17 protein-coding genes are annotated in these 19,036 nt (G+C 36.5%); 14 read left to right on the plus strand and 3 right to left on the minus strand.

The features are described 5' to 3' along the window. The first annotated feature begins 5 nt into the window (after window positions 1-5). The 13 genes from rpmF to ade all read left to right on the plus strand — a co-directional run bounded on the left by rpmF (window position 6) and on the right by ade (window position 14,429). Window positions 6-197: a 50S ribosomal protein L32 gene (gene rpmF, locus LUA86_RS09345; RefSeq protein ID WP_231460361.1), complete on the plus strand. Its 192-nt coding sequence runs from the start codon at window positions 6-8 to the stop codon at window positions 195-197. Between the two features lie 100 nt (window positions 198-297). Continuing rightward, window positions 298-1,236, plus strand: a complete 939-nt coding sequence (gene plsX, locus LUA86_RS09350; protein ID WP_231460362.1) for a phosphate acyltransferase PlsX — start codon at window positions 298-300, stop codon at window positions 1,234-1,236. Between the two features lie 18 nt (window positions 1,237-1,254). Beyond that, window positions 1,255-2,250: a beta-ketoacyl-ACP synthase III gene (locus tag LUA86_RS09355; protein ID WP_231460363.1), complete on the plus strand. Its 996-nt coding sequence runs from the start codon at window positions 1,255-1,257 to the stop codon at window positions 2,248-2,250. Between the two features lie 154 nt (window positions 2,251-2,404). Then, entirely contained in the window at window positions 2,405-2,881 is a 477-nt protein-coding gene (accB, locus tag LUA86_RS09360; protein ID WP_231460364.1) for an acetyl-CoA carboxylase biotin carboxyl carrier protein, read from the plus strand. Between the two features lie 44 nt (window positions 2,882-2,925). Then, the gene (accC, locus tag LUA86_RS09365) at window positions 2,926-4,272 is read left to right on the plus strand and encodes an acetyl-CoA carboxylase biotin carboxylase subunit (RefSeq protein WP_231460365.1); all 1,347 of its coding nucleotides are present in this window, start codon (window positions 2,926-2,928) and stop codon (window positions 4,270-4,272) included. Between the two features lie 156 nt (window positions 4,273-4,428). Continuing rightward, window positions 4,429-5,655 (plus strand): LVIVD repeat-containing protein, encoded by a 1,227-nt coding sequence (locus LUA86_RS09370; protein WP_231460366.1) that lies wholly within the window; start codon window positions 4,429-4,431, stop codon window positions 5,653-5,655. A gap of 118 nt (window positions 5,656-5,773) precedes the next feature. Next, window positions 5,774-6,658: a twin-arginine translocase subunit TatC gene (gene tatC, locus LUA86_RS09375; RefSeq protein ID WP_231460367.1), complete on the plus strand. Its 885-nt coding sequence runs from the start codon at window positions 5,774-5,776 to the stop codon at window positions 6,656-6,658. Window positions 6,659-6,703: 45 nt separating this feature from the next. After that, on the plus strand, window positions 6,704-7,141 hold the full coding sequence (rpiB, locus tag LUA86_RS09380; protein WP_231460368.1) for a ribose 5-phosphate isomerase B: 438 nt from the start codon (window positions 6,704-6,706) through the stop codon (window positions 7,139-7,141). 29 nt (window positions 7,142-7,170) lie between these two features. After that, window positions 7,171-8,808: a M28 family peptidase gene (locus tag LUA86_RS09385; RefSeq protein ID WP_231460369.1), complete on the plus strand. Its 1,638-nt coding sequence runs from the start codon at window positions 7,171-7,173 to the stop codon at window positions 8,806-8,808. Between the two features lie 84 nt (window positions 8,809-8,892). After that, on the plus strand, window positions 8,893-10,281 hold the full coding sequence (locus LUA86_RS09390) for a LutB/LldF family L-lactate oxidation iron-sulfur protein (protein WP_231460370.1): 1,389 nt from the start codon (window positions 8,893-8,895) through the stop codon (window positions 10,279-10,281). 83 nt (window positions 10,282-10,364) lie between these two features. Continuing rightward, window positions 10,365-12,341: a thiamine pyrophosphate-dependent enzyme gene (locus LUA86_RS09395; protein WP_231460371.1), complete on the plus strand. Its 1,977-nt coding sequence runs from the start codon at window positions 10,365-10,367 to the stop codon at window positions 12,339-12,341. Between the two features lie 169 nt (window positions 12,342-12,510). Continuing rightward, a complete protein-coding gene (locus LUA86_RS09400) occupies window positions 12,511-12,780 on the plus strand; it encodes a PH domain-containing protein (protein ID WP_231460372.1) in 270 nt (89 codons plus the stop codon). Between the two features lie 5 nt (window positions 12,781-12,785). Beyond that, on the plus strand, window positions 12,786-14,429 hold the full coding sequence (gene ade, locus LUA86_RS09405) for an adenine deaminase (protein ID WP_231460373.1): 1,644 nt from the start codon (window positions 12,786-12,788) through the stop codon (window positions 14,427-14,429). 130 nt (window positions 14,430-14,559) lie between these two features. On the opposite strand, the gene LUA86_RS09410 is transcribed toward ade, so the two are convergent. The 3 genes from LUA86_RS09410 to LUA86_RS19280 all read right to left on the minus strand — a co-directional run bounded on the left by LUA86_RS09410 (window position 14,560) and on the right by LUA86_RS19280 (window position 17,919). Next, window positions 14,560-15,165 carry a SprT-like domain-containing protein gene (locus tag LUA86_RS09410; RefSeq protein ID WP_231460374.1) on the minus strand — a complete coding sequence of 202 codons (606 nt, stop codon included), beginning with the start codon at window positions 15,163-15,165 and terminating at the stop codon, window positions 14,560-14,562. A gap of 44 nt (window positions 15,166-15,209) precedes the next feature. Next, a complete protein-coding gene (locus tag LUA86_RS09415; protein WP_231460375.1) occupies window positions 15,210-15,587 on the minus strand; it encodes a GxxExxY protein in 378 nt (125 codons plus the stop codon). A 64-nt stretch (window positions 15,588-15,651) separates the two neighbouring features. Continuing rightward, entirely contained in the window at window positions 15,652-17,919 is a 2,268-nt protein-coding gene (locus LUA86_RS19280; RefSeq protein ID WP_304622661.1) for a helix-turn-helix domain-containing protein, read from the minus strand. A gap of 110 nt (window positions 17,920-18,029) precedes the next feature. On the opposite strand from LUA86_RS19280, the gene LUA86_RS09435 reads away from it, so the two are divergent. Then, window positions 18,030-18,950 (plus strand): MBL fold metallo-hydrolase, encoded by a 921-nt coding sequence (locus LUA86_RS09435; protein ID WP_231460376.1) that lies wholly within the window; start codon window positions 18,030-18,032, stop codon window positions 18,948-18,950. Window positions 18,951-19,036 lie beyond the last annotated feature (86 nt).

Consider the following 19,036-nt stretch of genomic DNA (forward strand, 5'->3'; position numbering starts at 1 on the left):
CACCAATGGCACATCCAAAACGGAAAATCTCGAAACAGAGAAAAAATAAAAGAAGAACGCACTATAAAGCTGAGCTTCCTTCTTTAGCAACTTGCGCAACTACAGGTGCTATCCACGTACCTCACCGTGCATATAACGTTGATGGTAACTTATACTATAACGGTAAATTGGTTATCGAAAATACTCAAATCGGGTAATTTTCTTAAAAAATTGTTTGTGTTTTCAGCGGCTTTAGTCATACCTTAGTCAACTGAAAAATCAGGATTTTACCTGTACTAACACAAACAGATTTTTTCTATGAAAATAGGCCTCGACATAATGGGCGGAGACTATGCTCCCAAAGCTGTAGTTTTGGGAGCAATAGCAGCTCATCAATCGCTAAACGCTGGTGAACATTTAGTTCTTATCGGCGATACCGAGCAGATTAAACCAATTCTTGCAGAAGAAGGATTTAATCCAGATCATTTTGAATACGTTCATACTGATGAAGTTATTGGTATGGGCGAACATCCCACAAAAGCAATTGTTCAGAAACCGAACTCGAGCATAGCCGTTGGTTTTAACCTTTTAAAAGGTGGTAAAATCGATTCTTTTGCAAGTGCCGGTAATTCTGGCGCAATGTTGGTTGGCGCTGTTTTTAGCGTTAAAACCATTCCGGGCATTATCCGCCCATGCTTATGTACAATCCTTCCAAAAATTAAAGGCGGTACCGGTTTATTATTAGACGTTGGTGCAAATGCCGATTGCAAACCTGATATTTTACTTCAATTTGGTGCTTTGGGCAGTTTATATGCAGAAAATTTATTGCAGATAAATAACCCTAAGGTTGCTTTAATGAATATTGGTGAAGAAGATGAGAAAGGTAACATGCTAAGCATGGCTACTTTTCCGTTAATGAGAGATACCAACTTATATAATTTTGTGGGCAATGTTGAAGGTAGAGATTTATTCAACGATAAAGCTGATGTAATTGTTTGTGATGGTTTTACAGGAAATGTGATGCTTAAGTTAGCAGAATCATTTTATGTGATGACGGTTAAAAAAGGATTAAAAGATGAGTTTTTTGATCGCTTTAATTACGAACAATATGGCGGAAGCCCTGTTCTGGGGGTTAATGCACCTGTAGTTATCGGACACGGAATTTCTAGTCCGCTGGCTGTTAAAAATATGGTACTTCAATCTAGAGAAATGATTACGACCGGTTTGGTAGAAAAAATTAGAACGGCATTTAATTAATTTATTAAAATTTTTAAAATGAGTAAAATTCACGCTGCTATTACGGCAGTAAATGGTTACGTTCCTGATTATGTGCTTACAAACGCAGAGTTAGAAACTATGGTTGATACTTCGGATGAATGGATTACCAGTAGAACGGGAATTAAAGAACGTAGAATTTTAAAAGGTGAAGGCTTAGGCACATCAGATATGGCAGTACATGCCGTGAATGGCTTGCTTAAAAAACGCGGTATTGATGCAAAGGAAATTGAATTAATTATTTTTTGCACCACTACTCCTGATTTTACCTTTCCTGCTACCGCAAATGTTTTAGCAGATAAAATTGGTGCTACAAATGCCTGGGGTTGGGATTTACAAGCAGCTTGTTCTGGCTTTATTTTCGGCTTGGCAACTGGAGCTTCATTTATTGAATCGGGCAGACATAAAAAAGTTTTAGTGGTTGGCGGCGATAAAATGTCGTCAATTATTAATTATGAAGACCGTACAACTTGTATCATTTTTGGTGATGGTTGTGGCTGTGCATTATTAGAACCTAATGAAGAAGGTTTTGGAATTCAAGATTCTATTTTAAGAACGGATGGTGCTGGAAGAGATTTCTTAGGCATGAAGGCTGGCGGTTCTGTTAAACCTGCCACACACGAAAGCATTGATGCAAGAGAACATTTTGCACACCAGGAAGGACCAACAGTATTTAAATTTGCGGTAACTAATATGGCAGATGTTGCAGCCGAAATTATGGAGCGCAACAGCTTAACATCAAATGATGTTGCCTGGTTAGTGCCTCACCAAGCAAACAAACGCATTATAGATGCTACCGCAAACCGCATGGGTGTATCTACTGATAAGGTGATGATAAATATTGAGCGTTACGGTAATACAACAAATGGTACAATTCCATTATGTTTATGGGAATGGGAAAGCAAACTTAAAAAAGGCGATAATATTGTACTTGCAGCTTTTGGCGGTGGCTTTACCTGGGGTTCTATTTACCTAAAATGGGCATACAATAGTTAGTTAATTGGTTTCTTAGTTGGTTAGGATTGTACATCATTCCAAAAAAACGAAAAATCGAGAAACCGAACAAGCAAACAACAAAGAATAAAACAAAAAAAGTATAACTTAGTTAATTCATTTTATACACTATTTTTTACATAACAAGGATTAAAAAATGGATATCAAACAAATACAAGAACTGATTAAATTTGTTTCTCGTTCTGGCGTAAATGAAGTTGCAATTGAGCAAGAAAATTTCAAAATTACGATTAAAACAAATCAAGCACCTACTGTTGTGCATGCCACTGTACCTCAAGCACCGCTTGTACAGGCAGCAGCGCCGGTAGCAACCGCCCCAACTGCACCTGTTGCGGCTACACCAGCAGTACCAGTTGCAGATGATACATCTAAATACATCACAATTAAATCGCCAATGATTGGTACTTTCTACCGTTCATCAAGCCCTGATAAACCTATGTTTGTTAATGTTGGTGATGAAATCGGTACTGGTAAAGTTGTTTGTATTATCGAAGCAATGAAACTTTTTAACGAAATTGAAAGTGAAGTTTCTGGCCGTATTGTTAAAATTTTAGTTGATAATGCTTCTCCAGTTGAATACGATCAACCATTATTTTTAGTAGAACCTATTTAATTAGCGAATTAATCAGTTAGCTAATTAGCTAATAAACAAGCATTATGTTTAAAAAAATACTAATTGCCAACAGGGGAGAAATCGCTTTGCGTATTATCCGTACCTGTAAGGAAATGGGCATCAAAACGGTTGCTGTTTACTCTACCGCCGATCGCGAAAGTTTACATGTACGTTTTGCTGATGAGGCCGTTTGTATTGGACCTCCGCCTAGCAAAGATTCTTACTTAAATATTCCTAATATAATTTCGGCTGCCGAATTAACTAACGCCGACGCGATTCACCCTGGTTACGGCTTTTTATCTGAAAATGCTAAATTTTCAAATATCTGCCGTGAGTATAATATCAAATTTATTGGTGCTACTCCTGAGCAGATAAACGGTATGGGTGATAAAGCTTCGGCTAAGGAAACCATGAAAAAAGCTGGCGTACCAACTATTCCAGGTTCTGATGGTTTATTATCTAGCGTTAAGGAGGGTATTGTAATTGCAAACGAAATGGGCTACCCGGTTATACTTAAAGCAACTGCCGGTGGTGGTGGCCGTGGTATGCGTGTAGTTTGGAAAGATGAAGATTTCGAAAATGCATGGGATAGTGCTCGTCAGGAATCTGGTGCTGCATTTGGTAACGATGGTTTATATTTAGAAAAATATATTGAAGATCCTCGCCACATTGAAATTCAGGTTATTGGAGATCAGTTTGGTAAGGCTTGTCACTTATCTGAACGTGACTGCTCTATTCAGCGCCGTCACCAGAAATTGGTTGAAGAATCTCCTTCTCCATTTATGACGGATGAACTTCGGGTAAGAATGGGCGAAGCCGCTATTAAAGGTGCACAAGCTGTAAATTATGAAGGTGCGGGAACTATTGAGTTTTTAGTAGATAAACACCGTAACTTCTACTTTATGGAAATGAATACCCGTATTCAGGTAGAGCATCCGGTAACAGAAGAAGTAATTAATTTCGATTTAATTAAAGAACAAATTAAAGTTGCTGCAGGTATTCCAATTTCTGGAAAAAATTATACTCCAGAAATGCATGCAATTGAATGTCGTATTAATGCAGAAGATCCGGCAAATAACTTCCGGCCATCACCTGGAAAAATTACAAATTTCCACTCGCCGGGCGGACATGGGGTTCGTGTTGATACACATGTGTACGCAGGATACCAAATTCCGCCGAATTACGATTCGATGATTGCAAAATTAATTTGCGTTGCACAAACACGCGAAGAAGCAATTTGTACAATGGAACGTGCTTTAAGTGAATTTGTAATTGAAGGTATCAAAACAACAATTCCTTTCCATTTACAATTAATGAAAGACCCTAACTTTAGGGCGGGGAATTTCACTACAAAATTTATGGAAACATTTGATTATGTAGATTCGCAATAAAATATTTAAAATCATTTTATAAAGCCAGGTTTTTAAAAACGCCTGGCTTTTTTTGTTACAAGGGATTAGAAAATCATCCAAAGTCTTTTAAAAAATTAACGCTAACCTTGTAGCGTTTAGGTAATTGCCATCGTTTTGCCTTAAAACCACTAAACAATGAAAAACTATTTACTTAACGGACTTATGGCAATATTCGCTATAGCGATATTTAGCCAGTGCAAAAAAAATGAAGACAATGATCTAAAGCTAATCCAGATTAGTAAGTTAATTACTGTTGAAGCCATTAGAACGCTTCCTGTTGGCCTAACGAAAGCAATAGCGGTAAAAAAGCCGGGCAAAATATACATCTACAACGATTATCTGTTTATTAATGAGCCAAATAAGGGCATCCATATCTATAACAATGCTAACCCTAATGCTCCTGTTAACCTGGCGTTTTTGCAAATTCCGGGTAATGTAGATTTGGCGATAAGCAATAATGTTTTGTATGCTGATAGTTACGTGGATTTATTGGCTTTCGATATCACTTCAGTAGCCAATATTAAACAGATAAAAAGATTACCTGATGTTTTCAAACAGTTTTACGCCTTGGGCTATAGTAATCAAAAATATGTAGTTACCTATAAAGATACCCTGGTTAGAGAAAATAACGCATCATCAGGTTTCAAAAACGATATAGCCTTTTACAGTTCGGCATCAAGCAGTTCATCAGGTCAGGGAGGTTCAATGGCAAGATTTACTTTATTAAACGATCATTTATACACAGTTGGAACGATGGATTTGAGTTTATTTGATGTAAAAGCGCCTGCAAATCCAACATTTGTAAAATCAATAAATTTAGGTTGGGGCGTAGAAACCATCTTTCCATACGATAACAAATTATTTATCGGAACGAATACTGGCATGCATATTTTTAACGCTGCCGATGCCGCAAATCCAGTAAAACTTTCTACTTACAGCCATATTTTTGCTTGCGACCCTGTAGTTGTGCAAGGAAAATATGCCTATGTAACCTTACGTATGGGTACATCCTGCAGGCAAGCTGTAAATCAGTTAGAAGTTGTTGATATAGAAGACCCAACTAAACCTAAGCAGGTTGCGGTGTTCCCAATGCTAAACCCACATGGCTTAAGTGTAAGTGGTAATAATTTATTCTTGTGTGAAGGCGATTATGGTATTAAAAGCTTCAACATCACCAACAAAATGGAAGTTGGAAAAAATATGCTACAGCACATTAACAATATAAAGAGTTATGATGTAATTGCCGGACCAAAATCTTTAATCGTTACCGGAGCAGATGGCGTTTATCAGTTTGCCTATTTCAATCCTGTTAATATGAAACAACTAAGTTTAATCAGAGTTGATAAATCAGCATCGTTATAAAATACTTTGTTATACAGCCCGCATTTTTATAGCGATTTCTCACAATAATATAAACTATTCTTATATTTAACACGTAGATACCATTCTATTCAATTAGAATGGTATTTTTGTTTTCAACATGAGCAACACTAGAGAAAAATCATCCCTTACCAAAGCCATTGGCCAACGCAGTACAACCTTAGAGGCAGAAATGTCCTTCTTCGATCATCTTGATGTTTTACGTAAGCACTTAATCAGAGCAGCAATCGCAATTGCAGTATTTACAGGGGTTGCATTTTATTTTAATGAAGAAATATTAGATAAAATTATTTTCGGTCCTAAAAAACCAGATTTCTGGACATATAGAATGATGTGTAAACTGGTTGATATGTTTCCATCATTAGGAAAAGATATGTGTATAACCAAAATTAATGGCGAAATTATTAACACGGAAATGGCCGGGCAATTTAATTTGCAGTTAAATGTTTGTGTAATGTGCGGTATCGTTGTTGGCTTTCCTTATCTCCTTTGGGAAATATGGAGATTTATAAAACCAGCATTACACGAAAATGAACGCAAATCTGCTAGTGGTTTTGTATTTTTTGCTTCTGTTCTGTTCATCATCGGTATCTTTTTTGGGTATTTTATTATTTGTGCTTTATCTATAAATTTCTTAACAGGATATACGGTTAGTACTGAAATTAAAAATACTTTTACCATTGATTCTTACGTATCATCTATTGCTACACTAACCCTCGGAACAGGAATTATCTTTGAATTACCAATAATCATATTTATACTTTCAAAGCTTGGATTAATGACGCCGAAGTTTATGAGGGCAAGTAGAAGATATGCCGTTGTTATCATCTTAATTATCGCAGCAATTGTAACACCAACGCCTGATATTTTAACCATGCTAACCGTTGCAGCGCCATTATTCTTACTTTATGAATTGAGTATTTTCGTTTCGGCATACATCGAAAGAAAGAAGAAAAAAGAAGATAAAGCGTTCTATGCTAACTAACAAAAACATTACGAATAGATTTCATAATTCTCTATAAATTTGGCCATGTCTGATAAAAAAATCAAAATTGCCATTGGAGCAGATCATGCTGGGTTTGAATACAAGGAAATGCTTAAAACTCACCTTTCAGATTATGAGGTTAAGGATTTTGGCGCCCATTCATTAGATTCTGTAGATTACCCAGATTTTGCTCATCCGGTAGCTTCTGCCGTAGAAAGTGGTGAATTTACCTACGGTATTTTGCTTTGTGGCTCGGCAAACGGCGTTGCCATAACAGCTAACAAACATCAGGGCATTAGAGCCGGATTATGCTGGGAAAATGAGGTAGCATCGTTAGTAAGAAAACATAATAATGCGAATGTTTTATGCATTCCGGCTAGATTTGTTTCTGAAGAACAAGCTAAAGAAATTACAACAACCTTTTTAAATACCGAATTTGAAGGTGGCAGACATCAAAACAGGGTAAATAAAATATCCTGCTAAATTTAATTGCAACTAACTTTACTAAAAAAATGAATAAAAAATTTTTAACACTTGGCTTTGTGTCACTACTTGCTGCAAGTAGCTTCGCTCAGGTTAAACCATTAGTTCCAAATAAGGATGCTATAAGGTTTAGCAAAGTCATCAATCCAGAAAACGGCTATAAACACTTATCTGTTTTAGCTTCTGATGAATATGAGGGCAGAGAAACCGGTAAGAAAGGTGCATGGATGGCTGCAGATTACATTCGTGATTATTTTAAATCAATTGGCTTAAAAGGTCCTGTTGATGGTAGTTATTTTCAAAAAATTGATTTGGCTAATTTTTCGATAACACAAAGTTCTTTAACTATCAATGGCCAGCCAAAACAATTGTATAACGATTATTTAATAACCAGCAATTCGGTTGGGTTAAACGGTTTTACTTTTAGTGCTGATGATTTAGTTTTTGCTGGTTACGGTGTAAATAAAGATGGATACAACGATTTTGAAGGGTTAAATCTTGAAGGAAAAGTTGTAGTTATTTTTGGAAGCGGAGACCCAACAGCTAAACCTGAAGACAAACAAGACAGAAGAACAATGATGATGGCAAGAGCCAGAAAAGTTACTTTTATCTCTCAAAGCAAAGCTAAAGCAGTTATAATTATCGACCCATCATTGGATAACAGAGCAGAGCAGCTAAAGGCTATTTATGGCGAAGGACAACCGGTAATGAAATCTCCGGAAGTTGTGGAGCGCATGAAAAGCCAAAATCCTTTTACCATGATTAGTGTAACTACGGCAACGGCTAACGAAATTTTAAAAATTGCAAATACTTCGGTAGAGGCTATTCAAAAGAAAATTGCAGAAACTAAAAAGCCAGCTTCTCAAGTTATTAACGTTGCAGTTTCTGCAAGCGCAATGAAATCTGAAGTGGCGGTTAGAGCCGAAAACGTTTTAGGATTTTTAGAAGGTTCTGACCCGAAATTAAAGAAAGAAGTTTTAGTATTAACCGGACACTATGACCATATTGGCTTAGTTGCAGATCCAAATGCTAAAGATAAAGTAAACAATGGCGCTGATGATGATGGCTCGGGAACTACTGGTGTTTTATTAATGGCGAAAGCATTTACTGATGCTAAAAAAGCAGGTAAAGGACCAAAGCGTAGTATTTTATTTATGACAGTTGTTGGCGAAGAGAAAGGACTTTGGGGTTCTGATTGGTATTCTTCTCATCCTGTTTTCCCAGTTGAAAATACAATTGCAAACTTAAATACAGATATGATTGGCCGTACTGGTGAATTATATTTGAATACACCAGATTCAGCTAATTACATCTATTCTGTTGGTTCTAATATGCTTAGTAGCGAGTTAGGAAAACTAAGTGAGCAAGTAAACGCAACTTACACAAAAATGAAACTGGATTATAAATATGATGATCCAAATGATACCGACCGCATTTATTATCGTTCTGATCATTATAACTTTGCGAAGTTGGGTATTCCTATTATTTTCTATTATGATGGAATGTTGCAACAAGATTATCACCAACCAGGAGATGAAGTAAGCAAGATTAACTTCCCACTTTTAGCGAAAAGAGCTCAATTAACCTACTATACGGCATGGGAATTGGCAAATCAAGCTAAACGACCGGCAGTTGATAGGGATGGAAAAGGAAATCCTAAGAAATAAATATTTAAAAAGCCTCGATATCTCAATCGGGGCTTTTTTATGCACATTACTTTTCGTGCCTGCTTAAATTCTTATCTTTGAAGTATGATCAAAACTGCCGAGGAATTTTTAGAGAAGTCTGATGAGAAAGCTTTCGATTTACCGCATCGTAAAACCATAAATTATAACATTGGTAAGTACAATACGGCTGTTGAGCGTGGCTTATCAAAATTCGAAAATCTCGAAGCATCAAAAAAGAAAGCACATGTTACAAAATGGCGGGTGATGGAAAATTTGGACAAATTCTTACCAGAATTTGAATCCAATTTTCAGCGTCGAGGTGGAAAAGTGATTTGGGCAAACGATGCAGCAGAAGCGCAGCAGGAAATTCTGAATATCATTAAAAGAAACAATGGTAAAACGGTTATCAAATCAAAATCGATGACTACGGAAGAAATCCATTTAAATGATTTTTTGGAAAGCAATCAAATAGAATCTTTAGAAAGTGATTTAGGTGAATATATTGTTCAGCTACTAGGGCAAGCGCCCTACCACATTGTTACTCCTGCAATGCACCTAAGCGCTACAGACATTGCGCAATTGTTTCACGATAAATTCGGAACGCCGCTTGATGCCACACCGCCGCAATTGGTACAAAAAGCAAGAGAATTGCTTCGTGATAAATATTTAAATGCTGATATTGGAATAAGTGGCGGAAACTTTTTAATTGCGGATACCGGAAGCATTGCCATTACAGAAAATGAAGGTAATGCCAGATTAAGTACAACCTTTCCAAAAATCCACATCGCAATCGTAGGTATAGAGAAAATTATTCCTTCAATTGCTGATTTAGATTTGTTTTGGCCTTTATTGGCATCACACGGAACTGGTCAAAATTTAACAGTTTACAATACCATTTTGAGCGGTCCACGGCAACCAAATGAAACCGATGGACCGGAAGAAATGTATGTTATCCTTTTAGATAATGGGCGTACCAATTTATTGGCTCAAAAAGACCAGCGTCAAGGTTTATATTGCATTCGTTGTGGAGCTTGCTTAAACGCTTGTCCGGTTTATAAAAATATTGGCGGCCATACCTACAATACCACTTATAGCGGACCAATTGGTTCGGTAATTACCCCGCATTTAAAAGGAATGGAAGAGTTTAAACATTTAAGCTACGCTTCCAGTTTATGCGGAAAATGTACGGAGGTATGCCCTGTTAAAATCGATATCCACAAAATGCTGTTACTTAATCGCAGAGATGCGGCAACCTCACACGAGAACAAGAAAGTAGAAGAAATAGGTTGGGGAATGTTTAACCGCATGATGCAAAAGCGAAAACTGATGGATTTATTTGGCGGAAAATTTAAAAACTTTATGCTAAAAACATTCTTCAAAAAAAGCTGGGGTAAATATCGCGAGTTGCCAAAGGTTGCTGATAAATCCTTTTCAAAACAATGGGATGATTTGAAGAAAGGTAAGGAGAATTAACAAATCATGCTCGGCTTATGATGTCTTTAATACTTGAATAAACAAAAATGATTTGATATCTGATACAATCCATCTAACCAAATATGCAATTTAACCGAGCTGATAAAGCCGACTCATTCTTACTGAATTTATATAAAAGATTGCTTTATCCTCGCATGGTTGAGGATAAAATGTTAAAACTTTTGCGTCAAGGTAGAATTGGAAAATGGTTTTCAGGTATTGGGCAGGAAGCAATTGCCGTTGGTTCGACTCTAGCCATGCAGAGCGATGAATACATTTTGCCTATGCATCGTAATTTAGGTGTTTTTACTTCTCGCGATATTTCCCTAAAAAAATTAATGGCGCAATGGCAAGGAAAGGCTAGCGGTTTTACCAAAGGCCGCGACCGATCCTTTCATTTTGGAACGCAAGACTATAAAATTATTGGGATGATATCTCATCTCGGTCCGCAGATGGCATTGGCTGATGGCATTGCATTGGCTGATGTTTTAGCAAAGAAGCAAAAGGCAACTTTGGTGTATACTGGAGAAGGTGCCACCAGTGAAGGCGATTTTCATGAAGCAGTTAACGTTGCTGCTGTATGGAATTTACCTGTAATTTTTCTTATCGAAAATAATGGCTACGGTTTATCTACCCCAAAATCTGAACAATTTCGATGTAAAAATTTAGTTGATAAAGCGATTGGTTATGGTATAGAGGGTATTCAGATTGATGGAAATAACATCCTTGAAGTTTATCATACTATAGACAGAATCGCAAAAGATATCCGCCAAAATCCCCGCCCGGTTTTATTAGAATGTTTAACTTTTAGGATGCGAGGCCACGAGGAAGCATCGGGCACAAAATATGTTCCGCAGGAATTATTTGATGAATGGGAAAAGAAAGACCCGTTAAGCAACTACGAAGCTTATTTAATTGAAGAAGGAATTTTGACTATTGACTCAATTATCGATATCAGAGCAAGATTTAAAAAAGACATTGAGTTAGAAGTTGAGGAAGCTTTTGAGGAACCTGAGCCAGAGGTTGATTCCGTTCGAGAGGAAAACGATATGTATTATCCTCACGAGCAAAACGTGGTTCATGCAAATCAATCATCAACAGAAAAAAGATATTTAGATGCCATAACTGATGCTTTGGATTTGGCCATGCAGAAATACCCAAATTTAGTTTTAATGGGGCAAGACATTGCCGATTATGGTGGCGCATTTAAAATTACGGATGGTTTTACAAGCAAATATGGTAAAGGCAGGGTTCGGAATACGCCAATTTGCGAATCTGCAATTGTTGGTGCAGGTTTAGGCTTATCCATTAATGGTTACAAAGCCGTTGTAGAAATGCAGTTTGCAGATTTTGTAACGGTTGGTTTTAATCAGATTGTAAATAATTTGGCTAAAACGCATTATCGTTGGGGCGAAAAGGCCGATGTTGTTGTACGTATGCCTACGGGCGCAGGAACTGGCGCTGGTCCGTTTCACTCACAAAGTAACGAAGCTTGGTTTACCAAAACACCAGGTTTGAAAATTGTTTATCCGGCATTTCCTGAAGATGCTAAAGGTTTACTTTTGGCTGCAATTGAAGACCCAAATCCGGTATTGTATTTTGAACATAAATATCTATACAGAAGCTTATCCACTCCTATTCCTGATGGTTATTACATCACCAAAATTGGCAAAGCAGTAACCTTAAACAAAGGAAATAAATTCGTAATCATTACTTATGGTTTAGGGGTTCATTGGGCGTTAGATTATTTAAAAAACAATCCACAAAGTGATGCAGAATTAATTGATTTACGTACGTTACAACCTTGGGATAAAGAAACCGTTCGAGCAGCAGTAAAAGCAACCGGAAGGGTTTTAATATTACATGAAGATACACTTACCAATGGCTTTGGGGCAGAAATTTCAGCATGGATTGGCGAACATTGTTTTCAGGACTTGGATGCGCCAGTAATGCGTTGTGCAAGTTTAGATACTGCAATCCCGATGAATAAAGCGTTGGAGGATGAATTTTTGGCAAAGGCAAGATTGGCAGAAACCGTTGAAAAATTGCTTGTATACTAATATGACATTCAAAAGTAAGGTCGACTTATTTTACCTTATTATCGTAGTAATAACAATCTTGTTATTAATCAGCGTATCGATTTATACTTTGATAAGATGTACCGATGGTTTCTCAATTTTATATACATTTATCATATCAACGTTGGTTGGTACTTTACTCTTATGGTTATTGTTTGATACAAAATATACCATTCAAAATAAGGTTTTAAAGTATAGGTCTGGTCCTTTTTTTGGACAAATAAAAATTGATGAGATTAGGGAATTACAATTAAATACAAAGAGTTTTGTAGGTTTTAAACCGGCTTTGGCATGCAACGGAATTATTATAAAATATAATAAATGGAATGAAATTTACATAAGCCCCAAAGAAGTTGAACGCTTTGTTATAGAACTTACAAAGGTCAATCCTAAAATCATCACAACTTCAAATAATTTATAACAGAAATGAGCAATTTTAAAGTCGAAGGAAATATAGTTGACATCACAAAGCGAAATATTTTCTTTGGCGAAGTAGAGGTAGAAAACGGAAAGATAAAATCAATAAATAATATTTCCGAAGCAAAAGATAACACACATTTTGTCCTTCCGGGATTTATTGATAGCCACGTTCATATTGAGAGCAGCATGCTCATTCCAAGCGAATTTGCCAGGTTAGCTGTTGTGCATGGCACCGTTGCAACCATCAGCGATCCACACGAAATTGCTAATGTTTGCGGTATGCAAGGTGTAGAATTTATGATTGAAAACGGCAATACCGTTCCGTTTAAATTTAATTTTGGTGCACCAAGTTGTGTGCCGGCTACGATTTTTGAAACTGCGGGGGCTGAGTTAAATCATGAAGCTGTTAAAGCGCTTTTAGAAAGACCTGAAGTGAAATACTTGAGCGAAATGATGAATTTCCCGGGTGTGCTTAATAGCGACGAAGAAGTATTAAAAAAGATTGCTGCTGCACATGAATTGGGTAAACCAGTTGATGGTCACGCACCGGGCTTACGAGGCGATGCCGTTCAGCAATATATTGATGCAGGAATTTCTACCGACCATGAGTGTTTTACTGCCGAAGAAGCTTTGGATAAACTTCAATGTGGCATGAAAATTCTTATTCGCGAAGGCAGCGCTGCTAAAAATTTTGAAGCTTTGATTGATTTAATGAACGATTGGCCGCAAATGATGATGTTTTGCAGTGACGATAAACATCCTGATAGTTTGGTTGAAAATCATATAAATTCGCTATGCGCAAGAGCGGTGGTTAAAGGAATAGACATTTTTAATATTTTGCAGGCAGCTTGTATCAACCCAATACTTCATTATAAATTAGATGTTGGCGCACTGGAAATTGGCGATTACGCAGACTTTATCATTGCTGAAGATTTGGTAAACTTCAACATAAAGCAAACTTATATTGATGGCGTTTTACTAGCCGAAAATGGTAAAATGGTTGGCGATTGGGTCAAAACTGTTGACGATAGATCCTCCGTAAATCATTTCGAATGCAGCCTTAAAAAAGTAGAAGACTTTATCTATCCTTACCAAAACCAAAAGGAAATTCCTGTAATTGAAGCATTAGATGGGCAACTCATTACCAATAAATTGTTTTTTGCACCAAAGGTTGATAATGGAAACATCATTAGTGATTTGGATAATGATGTTTTAAAAATGATTGTAGTCAACCGTTATCACGATGCGCCCGTTGCAGTATCATTTGTTAAAAATTTCGGAATGAAAAGTGGTGCAATTGCATCGAGCGTGGCCCATGATAGTCATAATATTATTGCAGTTGGTGTAGATGATAAAAGCATTTGCGATGCTGTTAATCTGGTTATAAACGAAACCGGCGGAGTTGTAGCGATAGGGAATGGTAGAGAAGAAGTTTTGCCTTTACCTGTGGCGGGTTTAATGAGCAACCATAACGGTTACGAAGTTGCAGATCGATACACTTCTATTGATAAATTTGCTAAAGAACTAGGCTCTACATTAGTCGCACCCTTTATGACGCTTTCTTTTATGGCATTGCTGGTTATTCCGCATTTAAAATTGAGTGATAAAGGTTTGTTTGATGGCGATACATTCGGTTTTTTGGTTGATTAGTTTTTAGCACCAAAATCTCGTCATTGCGAGACACGGAGCAATCCTCCAATGGTCGCAAAGATATTAAGGAAATTAGATTGCTTGCCCGATCGTCGGGGCAGGCTGTGCTTTGCAATGACAAACATTAATACTATACAACAAAAACCTCTGCTAGCGGATTAAACAGATATACCCGTTTATCATCTAAACAAATACAACGATAACGTTTCCTGATGCGTTCGCCTTTGGTAAAACGCCTTCCATCTTTAATTTTAAAAACGGTGTTAATGGGTAATTGCTCTAAATGTAAAGTTTCAGTTTTATCAGAATCGTATTTTTTTAGTGCCCGCGACAAGTGTAAATCAGAACAACTTGATGCTGCCGGATTAGACATGTAATTATCAATAGCCTTGTGTATATCCTGCGGAAAAATATTCATTTTGAAAAAAGGAACCATCATTCGCTGAAAGTTTTTCTTCCATTCTGCACCATGAGGCTTTACTTTATTTTTATAATCGTTCCAGGTTAAAAGATGTGCAAATTCATGCACGGTGGTTACTAAAAAAGCGTAATTATTTAAGTTAAAATTAACTGAAATTCTATGACCTTTACCTTGATATGGATGGCGGTAATCACCTAATTTGGTAGAACGTGTTTTAGAAATTTTGAATTCACATTGAAAATAATCTATCCATTTAGCAATTAAAGGCGCAGCCTGGGCAGGCATATATTGTGCTAAAACATTAACTTTCTCCATTTAACCGCAAAGTTCGCAAAGTTTTCCGCAAAGAAAAGAAAGATTTATAAGCCATTTACGATTCTTCTCAAACCATCTTTTAACCTGATTACATTAAAATTCATCAATAATCCTAATTTATAATTCCCCAGTTTCATATAAGTTAGTACTTGAGCCAAGTGTATATCATTGAGTGCTTCACAACTTTTCAACTCCAAAACGAATTTTCTTTCTACTAAAATATCGATTCTGTACCCACAATCAAGTCTTACATCCTCATAAATTAAAGGCATAGCTTTTTCCTTTTCAACAAATAAACCAGCTTTAGCAATTTTATAATATAGACATTCTTTATAAGCGCTTTCTAATAATCCCGGACCAAGCGCAGTATGTACTTCAATTGCTAAGCCGATAACAATTCTAGATAATTCATTTTCTTCCATATTCTGAAATAGCTCTAGCGTTCTTCGTGTTTTTCTCTTTGCGTTCTTTGCGGTTAAACAAAAACTATTCCTCTGTTGGAAACAATGAAGCTAACACTAGTTTTATCTCTCCAAAAGAATAATCCTTACCTAAAAACTCTCGAATTACGGCCATTGATTTAGTTTTCTGGCTTTCAACGGCATCACTTATATTTCTGATTTTGTTTGGTTTAACTAATTTCTTAACATCAATTTGCTGAGTAGAAACATAATACGCTAAATGACCTTCGATAGTTGTAACACTAAAGCCTCGCTCCTTAGCAATTTCTGCTAACGTTTTTCCTTGCTCATAGAGTTCAAAACTAACAAGCTTAGTATCAACCTTTGGTTCTTTCTTCTTTTTTTCAACTGCAGATTTTACTTTTAAGGTTTCTCCTTTTAGCTGGATAGCCTTCTGCAACTGTTTTTCACGCTCAGAAGTATTTAAAAGCGCATCTGTATCTGCTTTGCTAAACTCTTTTCCATCAATCATGGCTTGCAATAAAGCTTTGCTTTTGTGCATTTTCTTTAACTGTTCATAAACTAAAATCTCTAGTTCAAGTAATTCAGTTAAATAGGTTTTAATCTGTTTTTCTGCCTTTATGGCTTCAATATGCGTCAGTAGTCTATCAGAAACTTCTTTAATTAATGGATTAAAATATTTCAACGCAGCATCCACCCTTTTTGAAACATTAAACAATGTATGCTCGGTTTGTGTGGTAAACAAACCTTTTAATTGGTTTATGAAAGTATCTGCGGTTGCGGTAATTTTCTGAAAATCGCGGTACAATTCCATCGTCCAATCATCATAATGTTGTTTGGTAGATTTTTCTCCCTTATCAAAAGTTTGTACATGTTCTTTAAGGTAATAACGAACCAAATTCAAATCAAAAGCCGCAAGTAAATAGGTTTTGATAAAATCATAACTCTCTACACTAATTTGCTGCGTTAAAACTTCAGCAGGTTGTTTAGTGCTTGAGAAATAATGAATGTTTTGGTCTTGCTGCAAACCAGTTTCACGCAAATGCGAAGTTAAAACTAAACCTTTAAGCGAGCGTAAACGCGAAAGCGCTACGTATGCTTGCCCGGGGGCGAAGGCATCGCCAATATCAATAATCGCTTTATCAAAAGTTAAACCCTGACTTTTATGGACTGTAATTGCCCAGGCTAATTTTATAGGATATTGTACAAATGAGCCGGCAACATTTTCTGCAATCTCGTTTGTAGCTTCGTTTAATTTGTATTTAACGTTTTCCCAGGTGTATGGCGAAATGGAAATTACAGTTCGCTCATCCGGAAGTTCAATTTCAATAGTATCTTTTTCAATGTTATGAACAACGCCTATTTTACCATTGTAATAACGCTTTTCGGCAGTCATATCGTTTTTAATGAACATAACCTGCGCCCCAACTTTAAGCTCTAAACTTTTCTCGTTTGGGTAGGCATATTCGCTAAATTCGCCTGTAATCTTTGCTTCAAAAAAGTAAGATTTAGTTTTTAACTGAGTCAGCCTTTCTCTGTTAATGGCATCAGCTTTATTGTTATGGGTAGTTAAAGTAATGTAATTTTCATCCGCTGCAGGCTTAAAATCTTGCCTGAAGTGCTGCCGAAGTAATGCTGTGTCTTCAGAAGTGATTTTATTATTTCTTAAATTGTTTAACAAATCGATAAACACAGCATCATCCTGGCGATAAATTTTATCCAGCTCAATATAAATTGGTGGGTTATTTTGCAAAGCCAAGGCATCAAAAAAGTAAATGCTTTTATAAAAAGCAGCCATTGCCCGCCATTCATCGTTTTTTACCACTGGTGGCAACTGATGTAAATCGCCAATAAAAAGCAGCTGAACACCGCCAAACGGTACGTTTCTGTTTCTGCGGATGTAACGTAAAGAAAAATCAATCGCATCGAGCATATCCGCTCGAAGCATACTTACTTCATCAATTACAAGCAATTCCAACTCTTGAATCATGCGCCGTTTGTTGCCTTGCATATTTAAATGCTTAACAATTGTTTTAGGCGTATTAAAGTTAAATGTGATGTTTTGGTTGATAATACTGGAGGCCGCATCCGGAAAAAACGCCCCGAAGGGCAACTGAAAAAGGGAGTGAATGGTAACACCAGCTGCATTAATTGCTGCAATGCCGGTTGGCGCACAAATCATTGCTTTTTTATGCGTGAGCTGAATTAATTTGCGCAAAAAAGTGGTTTTACCAGTACCGGCTTTCCCCGTTAAAAAGACATGTTTTGAAGTGTAATTAACAAATTTTGCAGCAATTTCTGCTGGCATAGAAGTTTCCTCTAATTCTGGCATTTCTTTTAAAAAACTTGTGTAAATAATATGGCGGGATAATTTTAAAATTAGCCAATATTTAGCAAAGTAACGTATTACTTGCTAATTTCGTGAGCATTTAAATTATAAATATGCCATTTAGAATATCATTTTTATTGATTTTGTTATCCTCATTAAACGGATTTACACAAACGGACAACAAAGCTTTCGTTTTAGTTTTAGGCGTTGCACAAGATGGCGGCTTTCCACACATGGGATGTAACAAAATTTGTTGTACCAATGCATGGAAAAATCCTGAAACGCAAAAGGCTGTCGCTTCATTAGCGCTCGTTGACCCGAAAACAAAAAGATGGTATTTGTTTGATGCTACACCCGATATAAAGAAGCAATTGCAGAATTTTAGAAAGCAAACAAAAAATTTATACCCCTATTTGCCAGATGGTATTTTCATCACACATGCACACATCGGTCATTATACAGGTTTGATGGAATTTGGCCGGGAGGTGATGAATACCAAAAGCCTGAACATTTATGTATTGCCCAAATTAAAATCCTTTTTGGAGGATAATGGACCGTGGAATCAATTGGTGACATTACAAAATATTAAAATTACAGTTTTAGAGAATGATAAACCTTTTGAGCTGGGCGAAAATAAAGTAACGGCTTTCACAGTTCCACATCGTGATGAATACTCAGAAACCGCTGGCTTTGAAATTGCTACGCAAATTAAAAAATATCTTTTTATACCTGATATTGATAAATGGTCTAAATGGAATGAAAGTATTGTTGAGCGGGTGAAAAATGTAGATTTTGCCTTTTTAGATGCTACTTTTTACAATGCCGAAGAACTTGGCAATAGACCAATAAGCGAGGTGCCGCATCCTCTGGTTACAGAAACCATAAAAATATTTAAGGATGAACCTGCAAGTGTGAAATCGAAAATTAAATTCATTCATTTAAACCATACTAATAAATTGTTATGGGATAAAAATGCCCAAAAGGATTTTTTGAGAAGTGGCTTTGGTTTGGCACAGCAAAACGGTGTTTATTAGCAGATTTTGAGTTAATTAAAACCGATTGACGTAGAAATCCTTTTTGGTGCAGATCTTCGACAAGCTCAGATTGACAATGACAAAAA

The organism is Pedobacter sp. Leaf132 (assembly GCF_920984695.1).
Classification (GTDB): domain Bacteria; phylum Bacteroidota; class Bacteroidia; order Sphingobacteriales; family Sphingobacteriaceae; genus Pedobacter.

Excerpts from the sequence above, each read along its gene's own strand:
- LUA86_RS09410 (WP_231460374.1), bottom strand. The coding sequence starts at position 15,165 with ATGGAGAAAGTTAATGTTTTAGCACAATATATGCCTGCCCAGGCTGCG.
- LUA86_RS09435 (WP_231460376.1), top strand. The coding sequence starts at position 18,030 with ATGCCATTTAGAATATCATTTTTATTGATTTTGTTATCCTCATTAAAC.
- LUA86_RS09415 (WP_231460375.1), bottom strand. The coding sequence starts at position 15,587 with ATGGAAGAAAATGAATTATCTAGAATTGTTATCGGCTTAGCAATTGAA.
- LUA86_RS09355 (WP_231460363.1), top strand. The coding sequence starts at position 1,255 with ATGAGTAAAATTCACGCTGCTATTACGGCAGTAAATGGTTACGTTCCT.
- LUA86_RS09370 (WP_231460366.1), top strand. The coding sequence starts at position 4,429 with ATGAAAAACTATTTACTTAACGGACTTATGGCAATATTCGCTATAGCG.
- LUA86_RS09385 (WP_231460369.1), top strand. The coding sequence starts at position 7,171 with ATGAATAAAAAATTTTTAACACTTGGCTTTGTGTCACTACTTGCTGCA.
- accB (WP_231460364.1), top strand. The coding sequence starts at position 2,405 with ATGGATATCAAACAAATACAAGAACTGATTAAATTTGTTTCTCGTTCT.
- ade (WP_231460373.1), top strand. The coding sequence starts at position 12,786 with ATGAGCAATTTTAAAGTCGAAGGAAATATAGTTGACATCACAAAGCGA.
- LUA86_RS19280 (WP_304622661.1), bottom strand. The coding sequence starts at position 17,919 with ATGCCAGAATTAGAGGAAACTTCTATGCCAGCAGAAATTGCTGCAAAA.
- rpmF (WP_231460361.1), top strand. The coding sequence starts at position 6 with ATGGCACATCCAAAACGGAAAATCTCGAAACAGAGAAAAAATAAAAGA.
- accC (WP_231460365.1), top strand. The coding sequence starts at position 2,926 with ATGTTTAAAAAAATACTAATTGCCAACAGGGGAGAAATCGCTTTGCGT.
- rpiB (WP_231460368.1), top strand. The coding sequence starts at position 6,704 with ATGTCTGATAAAAAAATCAAAATTGCCATTGGAGCAGATCATGCTGGG.
- LUA86_RS09390 (WP_231460370.1), top strand. The coding sequence starts at position 8,893 with ATGATCAAAACTGCCGAGGAATTTTTAGAGAAGTCTGATGAGAAAGCT.
- plsX (WP_231460362.1), top strand. The coding sequence starts at position 298 with ATGAAAATAGGCCTCGACATAATGGGCGGAGACTATGCTCCCAAAGCT.
- tatC (WP_231460367.1), top strand. The coding sequence starts at position 5,774 with ATGAGCAACACTAGAGAAAAATCATCCCTTACCAAAGCCATTGGCCAA.
- LUA86_RS09395 (WP_231460371.1), top strand. The coding sequence starts at position 10,365 with ATGCAATTTAACCGAGCTGATAAAGCCGACTCATTCTTACTGAATTTA.